This window comes from Microbacterium sp. (genome assembly GCF_049650565.1).
Lineage (GTDB): Bacteria > Actinomycetota > Actinomycetes > Actinomycetales > Microbacteriaceae > Microbacterium.
In genome coordinates, this window is sequence record NZ_JBASAK010000067.1 from 50,121 (window position 1) to 65,083 (window position 14,963).

Here is a 14,963-nt window from a genome sequence, read left to right on the forward strand (position 1 = left end):
GGCCCCTGAGCTTGTCGAAGGGTCGAGTCAGTGCAGGGCCGTGCGGGTCGTCGCAGTGGATTCCAGCGGCACGCCGTCGGGCACGAACGGCGAGATCAGCGGCGGATGCCACACTGCGGCCACGGTCACGCGGGCGGAGACCCCGTCGGGGGTGACGGCCGAGACCAAGCGGGCGTCGTGGGCGACGGCCGCGACCACGGCATCCGCCTGCTCGTGCACCTTCTCGTCGGTGAGCTCCGCGCGCACCCCGCCGTCCTGGACCTGAAGGCTGAAACCGTCGGCGCCGGCCAAGGACGCCGCATCGGCCAGGGAGTCCAGGCGCTTCTGTGCGATGTACAGGTCGGTCGCGCACACGCACACGAGGATCACGGAGATGGCCAGCAGCAGATAGCCGAGGATCAGCGGCAGCACGCTGCCGTCCTCATCGGCGGCGAGCGCGCGCAGGCGTCGGGAGTTCATCATCCGCGTCCCCACAGCCGGGAGACCTTCTGCGCGGCATCCGCCTGCACGGGAATCGCGGCGACCCGGTCCAGCCCGAACAGCGGTGGCATGAACGGCAGGCTCACCCGCGTGGCGACCGTGACGATCACGGTGCTGCCCGCCGACGGGCATGTGGCGGCGACGGGACGGCAGGTGATGCTGACCTCCACGGCATCCGGGTCCATGCCGTATTCACGGATCACGCTCTGCAGCACGGCATCGCCCCGTACCGCGGCAGTGCCGGCATCCGGAGCCTGGCCGATCACCCGGGCGGTATGCCGGGCTGCGGCCTCTGCGCCCAGCGTCTGCTCCTGCACAGCCCCGAGCGTGAGCACCAGGTACACCAGCGGCACGAGCAGCAGCACCCCGACGGTGACGAACTCCAGCACCGCCGTGCCGTCCTCGTCGTCCCACAGGCCGCGCAGGCGGTCGACGCCACGCCGCTCAGGAGGCCAGCCCTCCGGACGCCGCCGCTCAGTCATCGTCGAGGGATTCCACAGGCGCACGCGCCTCCACCTCCATCCCGTAGGGCACCCCGACCAGGCCCAGCACCGGCAGGCTGGTGCGCACGCGCACCACGACGCTCTCGTGCCCGAGGCTGCGGTCCTTGCCCACCGACACGTCCTGCGAATACGCGGCGCCGACGGCGCGGTCGATGACCGCACGTGTGCGCTCGGCGCCCTCACTCAGCGTGGTGTCTGCCAGCGCCGCGTACTGCGCGCCCTCGACCGCGGCGTCATGCACGACGTTGCGCACGTACATGGCCAGCGCCAGCTGCAGCACGGCCAGCACCAGCGCGGTCAGCAGCGCACCGACGAGTACGAACTCGACGGGGCTGGAGCCGCGTTCATCGGCCGACAGTGCGGGGCGGGGCATGCGAGAGGTCAGATCCCGGAGACGCGCGAGATGGCCTGCTCGAAGAGGCCCACCAGTGCGGGGCCGGCGACAGCCCAGATCACGACGACCAAGGCTGCCGTCATGAGTGTGACCAGCACCCAGCCTGGTACGTCTCCCCGCTCGTCCTCGGCGAGCTCTCGTCCCGCGGCGAACCATCTTCTCAGCGTCGTCATGCGCATATCCATCCGTGTCGGTTTCCTGTGTCGTTCCTGGTCGCTGCTCAGCCGAGGCCGAGCCTGAGTATGAAGAGTCCCGGGTACACCGCGAAGAGCACCGAAAGAGGCAGAATCGCGAAGACCAGCGGGAGGAGCATGTAGATCTCCTTCCGGCCGGCCTGCTCGATGAGCACGCGCTTGGCCTCGTCCCTGGCATCCGCGGCCTGCGAGTGCAGCACGCCCGCCAGCGGCGCGCCGTGCTCGAGCGCCGCGACGATCTGGTCCACCGCTCGCGACAGCCCCGGCAACTGCAGCCGCGTGGCGGTCTCCCCCAGCGCATCCGCCAGCGGTGATCCGGTGTGCACGGCCAGCACGGCCTGGCGCAGCTCCTCGGTGAGCTCGCCGGTGCCGATGCCCGACACCCGTCGCAGCGCGTCCAGCAGGGACTCACCCGCCGACAGGCACAGCGCGAGGAACTCCAGAGTCGTGGGCAGCTCATCGGCCAGCCGTGCACGCCGCGCCTTGGCGCGCGCCGTCAGCAGCATGTCGCAGGCGATCACCGCACCAGCCGCGAGCAGCACCGGGAGCAGCACGACAGGCGCAGCCATCCGGCCGGCCATGGCCACCCCGACCACCAGCAGCGCCCCTGCGACCAGCCCCGCGACCGCCCACGCCAGCTGCCGGCCTCGGAACGAGGCCGGCGTGCGGGACGATCCGGCCTGCGCCAGCCGTAGGGCCAGCGCATCCCCGCCGCCCAGCATCCGCTCGAACACACCGCGCAGGCGCTCCCACAGCGACCGCCCGTGCACGGGGAGCACGCCGATGCGAGGGAGGATGCCGGTGGGCAGGGCCTCGTCGGGGACGACGTCGCGCAGAAACGGGGCGATGCGCCGCTCCAGCGGCAGCGCACCCCACCGCGGAAGCGCTGACAGGACGCCCAGCACGCCCAGCGCGAAGGTCCCGCCCAGCAGGACCGCCAGGGCGGCGTCGGTGACGGAGATCATCCGAACCACCTCTCCGGCTCGGGCAGGCGGCCGATGCGCAGCATGACCCGGTACGCGAGCAGCGAGACCACCGCGCCGACCATGATGACGATCACGCCCTCCGGGCTGGCGTACGCGTCGCGTCCCTCCGGCCGCATCACCAGCAGGCCCAGGATCACCCACGGCGCGACGGCGCCCAGCACGGCGGCGCCGCGGATCCAGGACTGCCTCGCCTCCACCTCGCCGCGCAGCGCGGCATCCGCCCGCACCGAGGAGGAGAGCGCCCGCAGCACGCCGGTCAGCTCGGTGCCGCCGACCTGCCTGGCCATCCGCAGCGTCTCGATGATCCGATCGGCGATGGGATCGGCGAGAGCGGCCTTCAGCCGGTCCAGGCTGGTCTCGAAGCGCCCGGTGGAGTGCAGATCCCGGGCGAAGACGGCGAACGCCGGACGCACGGAATGGGGCGCCGACTCGGCCAGTCCCGCGACGGCATCCGGCAGCGACAGGCCCACGCGGATGGCCGCCACCAGCAGGTCGCACACGTCCGGCCAGAGCTGCCGACGGGCCTTGCGCAGTCGCAGTCGGCGGCCGCGCAGATACAGCACTGGCGCCCATGCCGCCGCCGCCGCGGCGAGCACGGCCAGCACCGGCAGTCCTGTCACCAGCCAGGCGACGGATGCGGCGACCACGGCCAGCGCGATCATGGTCACGACCAGCGCGTGGGTGGACGCCCGCGCGTGCCCGGCCTCCTCCAGCAGCCGTCGCAGCCCGCCACGATGCGGGGCGCGGACGGGCTTCTCCCGCGGCGGCCACAGCCACGGCGACGCGCACAGCAGCAGACCCGCCCCCAGCAGCGCCCCGATGAGCAGCGTCATGCGTCACCGCCGATCCGGTAGACGGGCGAGCTGAGGATGCGGCCGGCCGCCACCTCGCCCGTGGGCGCGATCACCTCGGCGATGCGACGCGAGCCGTCGGGCTCGCGACGGCAGTGCACGACGTAGGAGATCGAGGTCGCCAGTGCCGGGGCGATGAACGCGCGGTCGATGTTCCGTCCCGCGAGCAGCGGCAGCAGGGCGAGCTTCTCCAGCGCCTCGGCGGCGGAGTTGGCATGCACCGTGCCCGCGCCGGGTACTCCGGTGTTGAGCGCCAGCACCAGATCCAGCGCCTCGGCGTCACGCACCTCCCCCACCACGATCCGGTCCGGCCGCATGCGCAGCGCCTCCTTGACCAGCCGCCGCAGCGTGATCTCGCCCGTCCCCTCCATGCCCGCCTGGCGCCCCTGCAGCGCCACCACATCGGGTCCCGTCACCGCCAGCTCGAACGTCTCCTCCACGGTGATGATCCGCTGGCTCCCGGCGACGGATGCCAGCAGCGCACCCAGCAGCGTGGTCTTGCCCGCGTGCGTGGCGCCGGAGACGATCACGCTGCCGCCTGATTGCAGGGATCCGCGCAGCAGATCCGCGACGTGCGCGGGCACCGAGCCCTGTGCCACCAGCGACTCCAGCGTGCGGTGCTGCGGCAGGAACTTCCTGATGTTCACGGCCCAGGAGCCCCTGACCACATCGGCGATGGCCACGTGCAGCCGCGAGCCGTCCGGCAGAGAGGCGTCCACGAACGGCTGGCTGATGTCCACCCGGCGGCCGGTGGACTGCAGCATCCGCTCCACGAGGTCCCGCACGATGGCATCCGTCAGCCGAAGATCCACCCTCTCGGTGGTGCCTCCGCGCGCGATGAAGATGCGATCCGGGCCGTTCAGCCAGATCTCCTCGATCTCGGGATCGTCGAGGAAGGGCTGCAGCGCCCCGAAGCCCGACACCGAGGCCAGCACGTCGCGGATCAGCGCGGCCTCGTCGTCGATGATGGCCTCACCGCGCGCCAGCGCCTGATCGTTGTGCCGACGCACCTCGGTCTGGGCGATGTGCCGCGCTTCGTCGGGATGCGAGGAGGGATCGGTGTGCTCGAGGCGCAGACGGCGCCGCACCCTCTCGGCGACGACGATGGACGGATGGCTCACGCGGGAATCATGTCAGAATCCCTCGATCCGCCGTCAGAGTTATCCACAGGCCGGATGTTCGGCAGATGTACGGGTTCCCGTAGCCGCCGATCAGTAGACTTGCTGACGCGCGGGAGTGGTGGAATCGGTAGACACGCAGGATTTAGGTTCCTGTGCCCCTGGGCGTGTGGGTTCAAGTCCCATCTCCCGCACTGTCCCCCTTCACCATCCGCCGCATCACGACCGACGGGAACACTCTTGCTTCACACGCTCTTCATGGCTCCGGCGGGCTTCATGCCCGAATGGCTCAGCCCCGCGTACATCATCGGCTGGGCCGGTGCGTGGGCGCTGCTGGTCGTGTGCTTCATCATCTTCGCCGAGACGGGTCTGCTGATCGGTTTCCTGCTGCCCGGCGACACGCTGCTGGTGATCTCGGGCCTGCTCTCGCACAGCACCGGCACGTTCCCGCACGGCGTGTTCGGGGTCAACGTGTGGGTGGTGGCGCTGCTGATCGGACTGGCGGCCTTCGTGGGCGGTGAGCTCGGCTACCTCATCGGGCACAAGGGCGGGCCGGCGATCTTCGAGCGCAAGGAATCCGGCCTGTTCAGCCGCAAGAACGTCGAGCGCACCAACGCGTTCTTCGAGCGCTTCGGCGGGCTGACCGTCATCCTGGCCCGCTTCGTGCCGATCGTGCGCACATTCGCGCCGGTGGCGGCGGGCGTGGGCCACATGCCGTGGAAGCGGTACTCGCTGTACAACCTCATCGGCGCCGTGCTGTGGGGCTTCGGCCTGACCATGTTCGGCTACGTGATCGGCTACATCCCCCCGGTCGCCGAGTTCGTGAAGAACTACATCGACCTGATCCTGCTGGCCGCCGTCGCCGGCAGCGCGCTGCTGACCCTGTGGCACTACCTCAGCGAGCGCCGCAAGGTGCGCAAGGAGGCGTCCAGCGCACCGCAGACCACCGCGCTCACCCTGGACGCCGAGGTGTTCGACCGCGCCCCCGACCTCAACGGCGACGGCATCCACTGAGGCTCAGCCGGCGTCCTTCGCCCGCGCGGCCTTGGAGCGCTCCACGCTGGCGCGCAGCGCCTGCATCAGGTCGATGACCTCGCCGCCCTCGCCCTCGCCCTCGCCCTCCTCGGCGAAGGCCTCCGACGCGTCGAAGGTCTCGCCGGCCTCGATCTTCGCCTCGATCAGGATGCGCAGCTCCTTCTGGTATTCATCCACGAACGATTCCGGGTCGAAGTCGGATGAGTAGCTCTCCACGAGGGATGCCGACAGCTCCAGCTCCTTGGCGCTGATCCGCACGTCCTCGTCCAGCGCGGGGAAGGCCGCCTCACGCACCTCGTCGGCCCACAGCAGCGTCTGCAGCACCAGCACGTCGCCGCGCACGCGCAGAGCCGCCAGCCGCGTCTTCTGCCGCAGCGTGAACCGCACGATGGCCGTGCGATCGGTCTGCTCCAGGGTCCGCCGCAGCAGCACGTAGGCCTTCGGGGATTTCGAGTCCGGTTCGAGGTAGTACGCCCGATCCAGCGTGAGCAGATCGATCTGGTCGCTGGGCACGAACTCCACCACGTCGATCTCGCGGCTCTTCTCCGCGGGGAGAGCTGCCAGATCCGTCTTGGTGAGCACGACGGTCTGCCCGTCGTCGTCGACGTACGCGCGGTCGATGTCGGCGTAGGCGACGGTCTTCCCGTCCAGCTCGCAGACGCGCTGGTAGCGGATGCGCCCGCCGTCCTCGTCATGGACCTGATGCAGCGGGACGTCGTGGTCCTCGGTCGCCGAATACACCTTGACCGGGACATTCACCAGGCCGAAGGTCACCGCGCCCTTCCAGATGCTCCTCATCACACAAGTATCACCAGCCGCAGTGGTTCCGGCCAGGGGCTTGCGTCGTCCCGGCTACTCTGTCCCCATGGCAGCGAGCGGGCAAGTCGTGCAGATCGACGGCCGCCGTCTGCGCGTCACCAACCTCGACAAGGTCGTCTACCCGTCCACCGGCACGACCAAGGGCGAGCTCCTCGCCTACGCCTCGCAGATCGCACCCGTGATGCTGCCGCATCTGCGCGGTCGCCCCGTCACGCGCAAGCGCTGGGTGGACGGGGTGGGAACCGCGGATGCTCCTGCGTCGAGCTTTTTCACCAAGCAGCTCGAGCAGGGCGCGCCGGACTGGATCAGGCGATTGCCGATCCAGCACTCCGATGGCCCCAAGGAATATCCGCTGGCCGATGACGCTGCGGCCCTGGTGTGGTTCGCGCAGATCGCGGCGCTGGAGCTGCACGTGCCGCAGTGGCGGTTCACGCACTCCGGCGAGCGCGGGCGACCGGACCGGCTGGTGCTCGACCTCGACCCCGGTCCCGGCACGGGGCTGGCGGAATGCGCCGAGGTCGCGCGCATCGCCCGCGGCATCCTGAGCGGCATGGGGCTTGACCCGATGCCGGTGACCAGCGGCAGCAAGGGCATCCACCTGTATGCGCGCCTGCCCACCGACGACGAGGGCGCGGGTCTGCAGTCCAGCGACGAGGTCTCGGCGGTGGCGAAGGAGCTGGCGCGGCTCATCGAGACGGATCACCCCGATCTCGCCACCCGCACCATGGCGAAGTCCGCGCGCGGCGGGAAGGTGTTCATCGACTGGAGTCAGAACAGCGCCGCCAAGACCACCATCGCGCCGTACTCTCTGCGCGGCCGCGCTCGGCCGTGGGTCGCGGCGCCGAGAACCTGGGAGGAGCTGGACGACCCCGAACTGCGGCAGCTGGAGTTCGGCCAAGTGCTGGCGCGAGTGGATGCCGGGATCGACCCGCTCGCCTCGCTCTCGCCGCCCAGCACGGCCCTCACGTCGTACCTGGCCAAACGGGATGCCGCGAAGACGCCGGAGCCGATGCCGCGGACGGCCGTCGCCGGAGGGTCCGGGGCACCGAGGTTCGTGATCCAGGAGCATCACGCCCGTCGGCTGCATTACGACCTGCGCATCGAGCGCGACGGCGTGCTGATCAGCTGGGCGGTGCCCAAGGGCGTGCCCGAGACCGCCGACCGCAATCACCTGGCGGTGATGACCGAGCCGCACCCGCTGGAGTACCTCTCCTTCGAGGGCGAGATCCCACGAGGCGAGTACGGGGCCGGATCCATGACCGTGTGGGACGCCGGAACCGTCGAGTTGGAGAAGTGGCGCGACGACGAGGTGATCGGCACGTTCACCGGGCAGGCCGGCGGGCGGCTGGGCTCGGTGCGCCTCGCCCTGATCCGCACGGAGGGCGCGGGCGAGAAGTCGCAGTGGCTGCTGCACCGCATGAAGGATGCTGCTCCGCATCCGGCGAGAGCGCCGGCGCCGGCCGTAGCGCCCGCTCGTGCCTCCACGCCCGCGATGCCCGGCACCGCAGCCATCCGCCCCATGCTCTCCGAATCCGGCTCGCCCGGCCTCGCCCGCGACTACGACTGGGCGGAGATCAAGTGGGACGGCGTCCGCGCGATCGGCAGCTGGGCGGACGGGCGGCTGACGCTGCGCGCCCGCAGCGGCACCGACATCACGGCCCGCTACCCGGAGCTCACGGCCGACGGCGCGCCGCATCTTCCGGCGTCCGATGCCGTGGTCGACGGCGAGATCGTCGCCTTCGACGCGCGCGGCCTGCCGAGCTTCACCCGGCTGCAGAACCGCATGCACCTCACCCGCGGCCGCGAGATCGAGCGCGAGGTGGTGCGCACGCCCGTCCAGTACCTGCTCTTCGACCTCATGCGGCTCGACGGCCACGACCTCACGCAGATGCCGCTGCGGCAGCGCCGCGAGCTGCTGGAGCAGCTGGCCTCGGAGCTGGACGCCCCTGTGCAGGTGCCGCCGGTGTTCGACGACCTCGACGCCGCGCTGAGGATGAGCGCGCAGTACGGGCTGGAGGGCGTGGTGGCCAAGGACCCGGCATCCGCCTACCGATCCGGCGCACGGTCGTCGTCGTGGCTGAAGATCAAGCACACCCGCACCCAGGAGGTGGTGATCGTCGGCATCCGACCGGGGCAGGGCAACCGGCGTGGCGGCATCGGATCACTGCTGCTGGCCGTGCCCGGCCCTTCCACAGGCTCAGGGACCCGGGTTCTGGAGTACGTCGGCCGCGTGGGCACCGGATTCACCGACCGGATGCTGCGCGACCTGACAGCGCGGCTGGAGCCGCTGCGGGTGACGGAGCCGCCGCTGGAGGGCGTGCCTGCCGCTGACGCATCCGACGCGCTGTGGGTGCAGCCGGAGCTGGTCGGCGAGGTGGAGTTCGCGAACTGGTCGCCGGGCGGCATCCTGCGCCATTCGCGGTGGCGCGGCCTGCGCGCGGACAAGTCCCCCGACGAGGTGCGCCGGGAGTCCTGAGCCGGGTCAGGCGTGCGTGGCTTCGCAGTCGTCGTGACCGGCGGGCTCGAGCTGGAAGGTGGAGTGCTCCACGTCGAAATGCTCGGCCAGGCAGGACTGCAGCTCGGCCAGCAGCTCCGCGGAACGGTCGGCGGTGTACACCGCAGGGGCGACCATGACGTGCGCGGTGAACACGGGCGCGCCTCGGGTGAGCTGCCACACGTGCACATCGTGCACGTCGACCACGCCCTGGTAGCCCTTCAGGTGCGTGCGGATGTCATCCACGGACATGCCCTTGGGCGCGGATTCGGCCAGCACGGAGACGACCTCGCGCAGCAGCGAGACGGCGCGGGGCACGATCATCGCGGCGATGAGCAGGGAGGCGATGGCATCCGCCGGCATCCATCCGGTCGTGACGATGACGATGGCCGCCACGATCACCATCACCGATCCCAGCAGGTCTCCCATCACCTCGAGGTAGGCACCGCGCACGTTGATGCTGGTGGCCTGTGCGCGGCTCAGCAGCCACAGGGACGTGGCGTTGGCGATCATGCCGATCACGGCGACGGTCAGCATGACCGGCCCCGCGACCTCGACGTCACCGGGATTCAGCAGGCGCTGGATGCCGCCGAACGCGACGCTCACGGTCAGCACGATGAGGATGATCGCGTTGATGAGCGCGGCGAACACCTCGGCACGCTGGTAGCCGAAGGTGCGGCGGGCATCGGCCGGGCGGGCTGCGACAGCCGTGGCGATCAGGGCGATCACCAGCGCCGACGAGTCCGTGAACATGTGCGCGGCATCGGCCAGCAGTGCCAGAGACCCCGACAGGATCGCGCCTGCGATCTGCACGACCATCACGGTCGCCGTCAGGCCCAGTGAGATGGCCAGCAGGCGCCGGTGACCGGCGCTGCGGAGGCCTCCGGGGGCGGGAGCGTGATCGTGCATGCTTCCAGGCTAGGCCGGGAAGGCACCGGTCAGCGCCGATTCCGCCCAGTCGGGAACGGTAACGGTTCTCAGTAGCGCCTAGAGCTCCGCCAGCAGCGGGATCAGCGCCTGGAACGCTCGCGCGCGGTGCGACTGGGCCTGCTTCTCGGCATCCGTGAACTCGCCGACGGTGCGCTCAGCTGCGGGGTCCTGGCCGTCCGGGATGAAGATCGGGTCGTAGCCGAATCCTCCGGCACCGGCCGGCCGGTGCGCGAGGCGGCCGGGCCAGATGCCCTGCACCGTGCGCTCCGCGCCCTCGGCGGTCACCAGCGCGATCGTCGAGTGAAACTGCGCTGCGCGATGCGGATCGGCGATGTCGCGCAATTGATCCAGCAGCAGCTCGAGATTGGCGGTGGCATCCTTCTTCTGCCCCGCCCAGTACGCCGAGAAGACGCCCGGCGAGCCTCCCAGCACATCCACGCAGATGCCGGAGTCGTCGGCGAGTGCGGGCAGCCCGGTGTGCTCTGCCGCTGCTCTGGCCTTGATGAGCGCGTTCTGAGCGAACGTCACGCCGTCCTCGACGGGCTCGGGTCCGTCGTAGGCGACGATCTCGAGATCCGGTCGGGTGGCGGCGGCGATCTGCTGGAACTCCGCCACCTTGTGCGAGTTGTGCGTGGCCAGGACGACCTTCACGCGCCCAGCACCTTCAGTTGGTGCGCCTTCAGGTCGGCGCAGCCGTTCACGCCCAGCTCCAGCAGAGCGTCCAGCTCGCGCTTGTCGAAGGGCGCGCCCTCGGCGGTGCCCTGCACCTCGACGAACAGACCACGACCCGTGACGACCACGTTCATGTCGGTCTCCGCACGCACATCCTCGACATAGGCCAGGTCGAGCATGGGCTCGCCGTCGATGATGCCGACCGACACCGCGGCGACCGAGTCCCGCAGGGGCGTGGAGTTCTTGCCGATGAACTTCTTCTCGCGACCCCACTCGATGGCGTCGGCCAGCGCCACGTAGGCTCCGGTGATGGCGGCCGTGCGGGTGCCGCCGTCTGCCTGCAGCACGTCGCAGTCGATCACGATGGTGTTCTCGCCCAGCGCCTTGGTGTCCACCACGGCGCGCAGCGCACGACCGATCAGCCGGGAGATCTCGTGCGTGCGGCCGCCGATGCGGCCCTTCACGCTCTCGCGGTCGTTGCGCGAGTTGGTGGCCCGCGGAAGCATGGCGTACTCGGCGGTGACCCACCCCTTGCCCTTGCCGGTCAGCCAGCGCGGCACACCGTTGGTGAAGGATGCCGTGCACAGCACGCGTGTGCCGCCGAAGCTGATCAGCGCCGAGCCCTCGGCGTTGGCGGACCAGCCGCGCTCGATCGTGATCTCGCGGAGCTGATCGGTGCGGCGCCCATCGGCGCGGACGGTGTCTGACATGGTGTCCTCTCGGGGATTCGGAGACTCAGGGGGTTCAGCGGAGCGAGTCGGGGCGGGGATCAGAGCGTCTCGGCACCGGTCAGATCCGGCAGGGTGATGACGCCGGTCTGCACGAGCTGCACATCGCGCACCTCACGGCCCATCAGCCGGTTGGCCAGCGCGGTGAAGTCGTCGGCGGAGGAGCCGGTGGCCTCGTAGGTGTACGACGGGACGGCGCCCGAGGATGCCAGCAGGTCGCCGCGAACCAACTGGCGGTACACGTCGGCGGCGGTCTCGTCGTCGCTGGAGACCAGCGAGACGCCGTCGCCCATGACGTAGCTGATGGCGCCGCGCAGGAACGGGTAGTGCGTGCAGCCCAGCACGAGGGTGTCGACCTCGGCATCGCGGAGCGGCGCGAGGTAGTCCTCGGCGACAGCCAGCACCTCGGGCGTGCCGGTGATGCCGGCCTCGACGAACTCCACGAACCGCGGGCAGGCGGCGGTGAACACCTGCAGGCGCTCGTCGACCTCCAGCATGTCCTGGTAGGCCCGTGAGCCGATGGTGCCGACAGTGCCGATCACGCCCACGCGGCCGTTGCGGGTGGTGGAGACGGCTCGGCGGACGGCCGGTCCGATGACCTCGACGACGGGCACGTCGTAGCGCTCGCGCGCGTCGCGGAGCATGGCGGCGGATGCCGTGTTGCAGGCGATCACGAGCATCTTCACACCCTGATCCACCAGCGTGTCCAGCACTTCGAGGCTGTACCGCCGCACGTCGGCGATGGGCTTGGGACCGTACGGGGAGTGCGCGGTGTCGCCGATGTACACCAGTGATTCCGCAGGCAGCTGCGCGCGGATGGCTCTGGCCACCGTGAGTCCGCCGACGCCGGAGTCGAAGATGCCGATGGGCGCGTCGTTCATGATGCCCAAGCCTACTCGGGGCCCGCGACCAGCCGGGCCGGCCTCAGCGCGCCGCGTCGTTGTGCCCCGTGATGATCTCGCGGGTGCGGCGCAGCATGTCGCGCGCGGCATCGCCCGAGGACTGCACGATGCGGGTGAAGATGATGTCGATCACGGCCAGTTGCGCCGTACGGCTGGACATCGCGCCGATCCGGAACCGGGACTCCCGCGCCACCGTGCACAGCACGTGGTCGGCGTGCGCGGTCAGCGGTGAGTCTGGCACGTTGGTGAGGGCGACGGTGGTGGCTCCCCCGGCTCGGGCGAGCCGCAGCAGCTCGATCACCTCATGGGTGGTGCCGCTGTGCGAGATGCCGATCACCACGTCGCCAGGGCCGCGCGTCGCTGCCTGCACGAGGGCGAGGTGCACGTCGGAGACGCACCACGCCGGCGCGCCGATCCGCACGAGTTTGAGGTGCAGGTCTATGGCCGCCAGCATCGAGGCCCCGATGCCGAAGATGTCGGTGCGCGCAGCCGACGACACCAGGGCCGCCACCGCGTCGACCTCGGCGCCGTCCATCGCCTGTGCAGTCCGCTCGATGGCCCGCGCCTCCTGGTATGCGACCTTCGCGATCACACTCTGCACATCGTCCTCGGCCAGCACGTCGTCCTCGTCGAGGCCGTGCCGCTCGCGGTCGCCGCGCTCGCGGCTCAGCGCCTGCGCCAGTTCGAAGCGGAACTGCCGGTATCCGGTGAACCCCAGCTTCTGCGCGAACCGGGCGATGGTGGCCGCCGACGTCTCGCACAGCACGGCGAGGTCGGTGATGGCCAGGTCGACGACGATGGTCGGGTCGGCCGTGATCTTGCGCAGCAGGCGCGCTTCCGCGGCGCTCACCCCAGCGGGGTCGAGACGCAGCGCGGCAAGCGGATCGGTCACGCGGTCTGGGCTCCTCCTGTTGCGCCTGAGCGTACGGCATCCGCACCCCGCACGAGGGCACGCAGGTCGTCGCCTGCGGCTGCCAGCGCCGCGCGCGCGGCGGCGGCGTCCAGACCGGTGGCGGCGATCGCGATCGCGAGCTTGGCCGATCCACCGGCGGCGACCAGCGCCGAGGACGCCGTCGCAGCGTCCGCTCCCGTGACCCGGCTCACGATGCGCTGGGCGCGCACGCGCAGCTTCTCGTTGGTGGCCTGCACGTCGATCATGAGGTTGCCGAGCACCTTGCCCTCGTGCACCATCGCGAGGGTGGACAGCGTGTTCAGCACGAGCTTCTGGGCCGTCCCCGCCTTCAGGCGCGTGGAGCCGGCGACGACCTCAGGGCCGACGGCCACCTCGATGGCCACGTCCACGCCGTGCGAGATGGCGGCGCCGACGTTGCAGGCCACCGACACGGTGAAGGCGCCGACCTGCAGGGCGTGCGCGAGCGCGCCCGCGACGTACGGGGTGCGGCCGGATGCCGAGATGCCGACCACCGCGTCGTCGGCGGTCAGTCCGACGTCCTCGAGGTCGGTGACGCCCGCCAGTGTGTCGTCCTCCGCGTTCTCGACGGCATTGCGCAGCGCAGTCTCACCGCCGGCGATCAGGCCGATGACCTCGGAGGGGTCGGTGCCGAACGTGGGCGGGATCTCGCTGGCATCCAGCACACCCATCCGCCCTGCGGTGCCGGCGCCGACGTAGACGATGCGGCCCCCGCGCGCGCGGCGCGCGACGATGCCGTCGACGGCCGCCGCGATGCGGTCGGAGACCGCCGCGACGGCGGATGCGGCCTGCGCGGCGTGGTCCATCATCAGAGCCACCTGCGATGCGGTGTCCAGCTCGTCCAGGTGCGCGGCGGCCGGATCCACCTGCTCGGTGGCGAGGGCGTCGAGAGTGCCGTTCAGGTCTTCTGTGCTCATTCGCGGATCTCCATGCGGGTCAGGGACGGACGGGGCGCCGGCAGGACGAGCCCCTGCGGCGAGGGCGTGAAGCGCCCGGCGATGCGACGTGCGGCGCCGCCGGCCTCGACGGAGTACCGAACCAGCTCAGCAGCCCGACGACCGCGAACATCAGGTTCTCACGGCCGTCGGGGTCGACACCGCGCTCGGCGGTGGATGCGACGCGGGCGGGGGCCGATGCGACGCGCGCGAGCGCGGCGAGCCTGCGCGTGAGCACGGGGTTGTGCACGCCGCCGCCGGAGACCAGCACCCGGGCTGCGCCGCTGCGGCGCACATCGTGCCCCGCGCGTGCCGGTCGTCGATCCAGTGGTGCAGCGCCTGCCCGTGCGAGACCACCAGGTCGAGATCGCTGGTCGCGGACGGCGTTCACGCTCAGTGTGTCGCCATCGATCTCGGCATCCACGACGAGCACGTCGATCCCGTCGGCCGAGGTGCCGGACTGCAGCGCGCAGACTCTCACCGCGACCCCGTCAGGCGCCCACGAGCAGGCGGCGCGCCTGTTGCGCGCCCAGCAGCCCGGCACCGCGCACCTCGATGACGGGGACGCCCTCGATCTCGGGTCCCGGGATGCCGACGTCGACGATCACCGCACCGGACGCTCGGGCGATGCGCTCCGCGAGCGCGCGCTGCGCCGCTCCGGAGTCGAGACGGTCGGCGAGCACGACGACAGGGCCGCCGGCGACCGCCGCCAGCACGGCATCGACGTGATCGTCGGATGCCCCGGCATCCAGCCGGTGCGTGGATCCGCCCGCGGCGAGCGCCAGAGCGACGTGTCCCGCTGCGCTGTCCACGGCCAGTGTGGAGCGGCGGCGGATGTCGATGACAGCCGTCGGCGCGTCCGGGAGCGGCTGGACGAGCCCCCTGGCATCCACCGCTCGACGCACGATCGCCTCCGCGTCGAAGTCCGTCTGCTGCGCCGTCGCGCGCGCCCGCACCTGCGCGGCCATCCGCGCCACCCGCGCGGCGGCCT

17 protein-coding genes, 1 tRNA gene and 1 pseudogene are annotated in these 14,963 nt (G+C 70.9%); 3 read left to right on the top strand and 16 right to left on the bottom strand.

All coding sequences use genetic code 11. The features are described 5' to 3' along the window. Positions 1-27: 27 nt before the first annotated feature. From WA967_RS12060 to WA967_RS12090, 7 genes are read right to left on the bottom strand one after another with little or no spacing between them, the layout of a single operon-like run. Complete coding sequence (locus WA967_RS12060; protein WP_424422856.1) at positions 28-462, bottom strand: pilus assembly protein TadG-related protein; 435 nt, start codon at positions 460-462, stop codon at positions 28-30. Beyond that, complete coding sequence (locus WA967_RS12065; RefSeq protein ID WP_424422858.1) at positions 459-962, bottom strand: TadE family protein; 504 nt, start codon at positions 960-962, stop codon at positions 459-461. Before WA967_RS12065 ends, WA967_RS12060 begins: the two co-directional genes overlap by 4 nt. Then, positions 955-1,356 (bottom strand): TadE/TadG family type IV pilus assembly protein, encoded by a 402-nt coding sequence (locus tag WA967_RS12070; protein ID WP_424422861.1) that lies wholly within the window; start codon positions 1,354-1,356, stop codon positions 955-957. Before WA967_RS12070 ends, WA967_RS12065 begins: the two co-directional genes overlap by 8 nt. Before the next feature lie 8 nt (positions 1,357-1,364). Continuing rightward, positions 1,365-1,550 carry a hypothetical protein gene (locus WA967_RS12075; protein WP_424422863.1) on the bottom strand — a complete coding sequence of 62 codons (186 nt, stop codon included), beginning with the start codon at positions 1,548-1,550 and terminating at the stop codon, positions 1,365-1,367. 47 nt (positions 1,551-1,597) lie between these two features. Next, positions 1,598-2,536 carry a type II secretion system F family protein gene (locus WA967_RS12080; RefSeq protein ID WP_424422866.1) on the bottom strand — a complete coding sequence of 313 codons (939 nt, stop codon included), beginning with the start codon at positions 2,534-2,536 and terminating at the stop codon, positions 1,598-1,600. After that, the gene (locus WA967_RS12085) at positions 2,533-3,390 is read right to left on the bottom strand and encodes a type II secretion system F family protein (protein WP_424422868.1); all 858 of its coding nucleotides are present in this window, start codon (positions 3,388-3,390) and stop codon (positions 2,533-2,535) included. Before WA967_RS12085 ends, WA967_RS12080 begins: the two co-directional genes overlap by 4 nt. Then, on the bottom strand, positions 3,387-4,529 hold the full coding sequence (locus WA967_RS12090; protein WP_424422871.1) for a CpaF family protein: 1,143 nt from the start codon (positions 4,527-4,529) through the stop codon (positions 3,387-3,389). Before WA967_RS12090 ends, WA967_RS12085 begins: the two co-directional genes overlap by 4 nt. A gap of 109 nt (positions 4,530-4,638) precedes the next feature. On the opposite strand from WA967_RS12090, the gene WA967_RS12095 reads away from it, so the two are divergent. Continuing rightward, positions 4,639-4,720: transfer RNA gene (locus tag WA967_RS12095), tRNA-Leu, on the top strand. Positions 4,721-4,784: 64 nt separating this feature from the next. Then, on the top strand, positions 4,785-5,540 hold the full coding sequence (locus WA967_RS12100; protein ID WP_424422874.1) for a DedA family protein: 756 nt from the start codon (positions 4,785-4,787) through the stop codon (positions 5,538-5,540). A gap of 3 nt (positions 5,541-5,543) precedes the next feature. Here WA967_RS12100 and WA967_RS12105 read toward each other — a convergent pair whose 3' ends face one another. Continuing rightward, on the bottom strand, positions 5,544-6,359 hold the full coding sequence (locus tag WA967_RS12105) for a Ku protein (RefSeq protein WP_424422876.1): 816 nt from the start codon (positions 6,357-6,359) through the stop codon (positions 5,544-5,546). Between the two features lie 67 nt (positions 6,360-6,426). Between WA967_RS12105 and WA967_RS12110 the strand changes: the two genes are divergently transcribed. Next, positions 6,427-8,856: an ATP-dependent DNA ligase gene (locus WA967_RS12110; protein ID WP_424422878.1), complete on the top strand. Its 2,430-nt coding sequence runs from the start codon at positions 6,427-6,429 to the stop codon at positions 8,854-8,856. A 6-nt stretch (positions 8,857-8,862) separates the two neighbouring features. On the opposite strand, the gene WA967_RS12115 is transcribed toward WA967_RS12110, so the two are convergent. From WA967_RS12115 to WA967_RS12150, 8 genes and pseudogenes are all read right to left on the bottom strand, one after another. Beyond that, positions 8,863-9,783, bottom strand: a complete 921-nt coding sequence (locus WA967_RS12115; protein WP_424422880.1) for a cation diffusion facilitator family transporter — start codon at positions 9,781-9,783, stop codon at positions 8,863-8,865. A gap of 78 nt (positions 9,784-9,861) precedes the next feature. After that, positions 9,862-10,455, bottom strand: a complete 594-nt coding sequence (gene rdgB / locus WA967_RS12120) for an RdgB/HAM1 family non-canonical purine NTP pyrophosphatase (protein ID WP_424422883.1) — start codon at positions 10,453-10,455, stop codon at positions 9,862-9,864. Further along, positions 10,452-11,186 carry a ribonuclease PH gene (gene rph / locus WA967_RS12125; protein ID WP_424422885.1) on the bottom strand — a complete coding sequence of 245 codons (735 nt, stop codon included), beginning with the start codon at positions 11,184-11,186 and terminating at the stop codon, positions 10,452-10,454. The genes rdgB and rph overlap by 4 nt, the downstream gene beginning before the upstream one ends. 59 nt (positions 11,187-11,245) lie before the next feature. After that, positions 11,246-12,085, bottom strand: a complete 840-nt coding sequence (gene murI, locus WA967_RS12130) for a glutamate racemase (protein WP_424422888.1) — start codon at positions 12,083-12,085, stop codon at positions 11,246-11,248. A gap of 43 nt (positions 12,086-12,128) precedes the next feature. Beyond that, positions 12,129-12,998 (bottom strand): MurR/RpiR family transcriptional regulator, encoded by an 870-nt coding sequence (locus tag WA967_RS12135; RefSeq protein ID WP_424422891.1) that lies wholly within the window; start codon positions 12,996-12,998, stop codon positions 12,129-12,131. Beyond that, positions 12,995-13,954, bottom strand: coding sequence for an N-acetylmuramic acid 6-phosphate etherase (gene murQ / locus WA967_RS12140; protein ID WP_424422893.1), 960 nt, complete (start codon positions 13,952-13,954; stop codon positions 12,995-12,997). Before murQ ends, WA967_RS12135 begins: the two co-directional genes overlap by 4 nt. A 19-nt stretch (positions 13,955-13,973) precedes the next feature. Then, positions 13,974-14,453: an anhydro-N-acetylmuramic acid kinase gene (locus WA967_RS12145; RefSeq protein WP_424422896.1), complete on the bottom strand. Its 480-nt coding sequence runs from the start codon at positions 14,451-14,453 to the stop codon at positions 13,974-13,976. Between the two features lie 10 nt (positions 14,454-14,463). After that, positions 14,464-14,963 (bottom strand): annotated as a pseudogene (locus WA967_RS12150) (glycoside hydrolase family 3 protein); the annotation flags it as partial.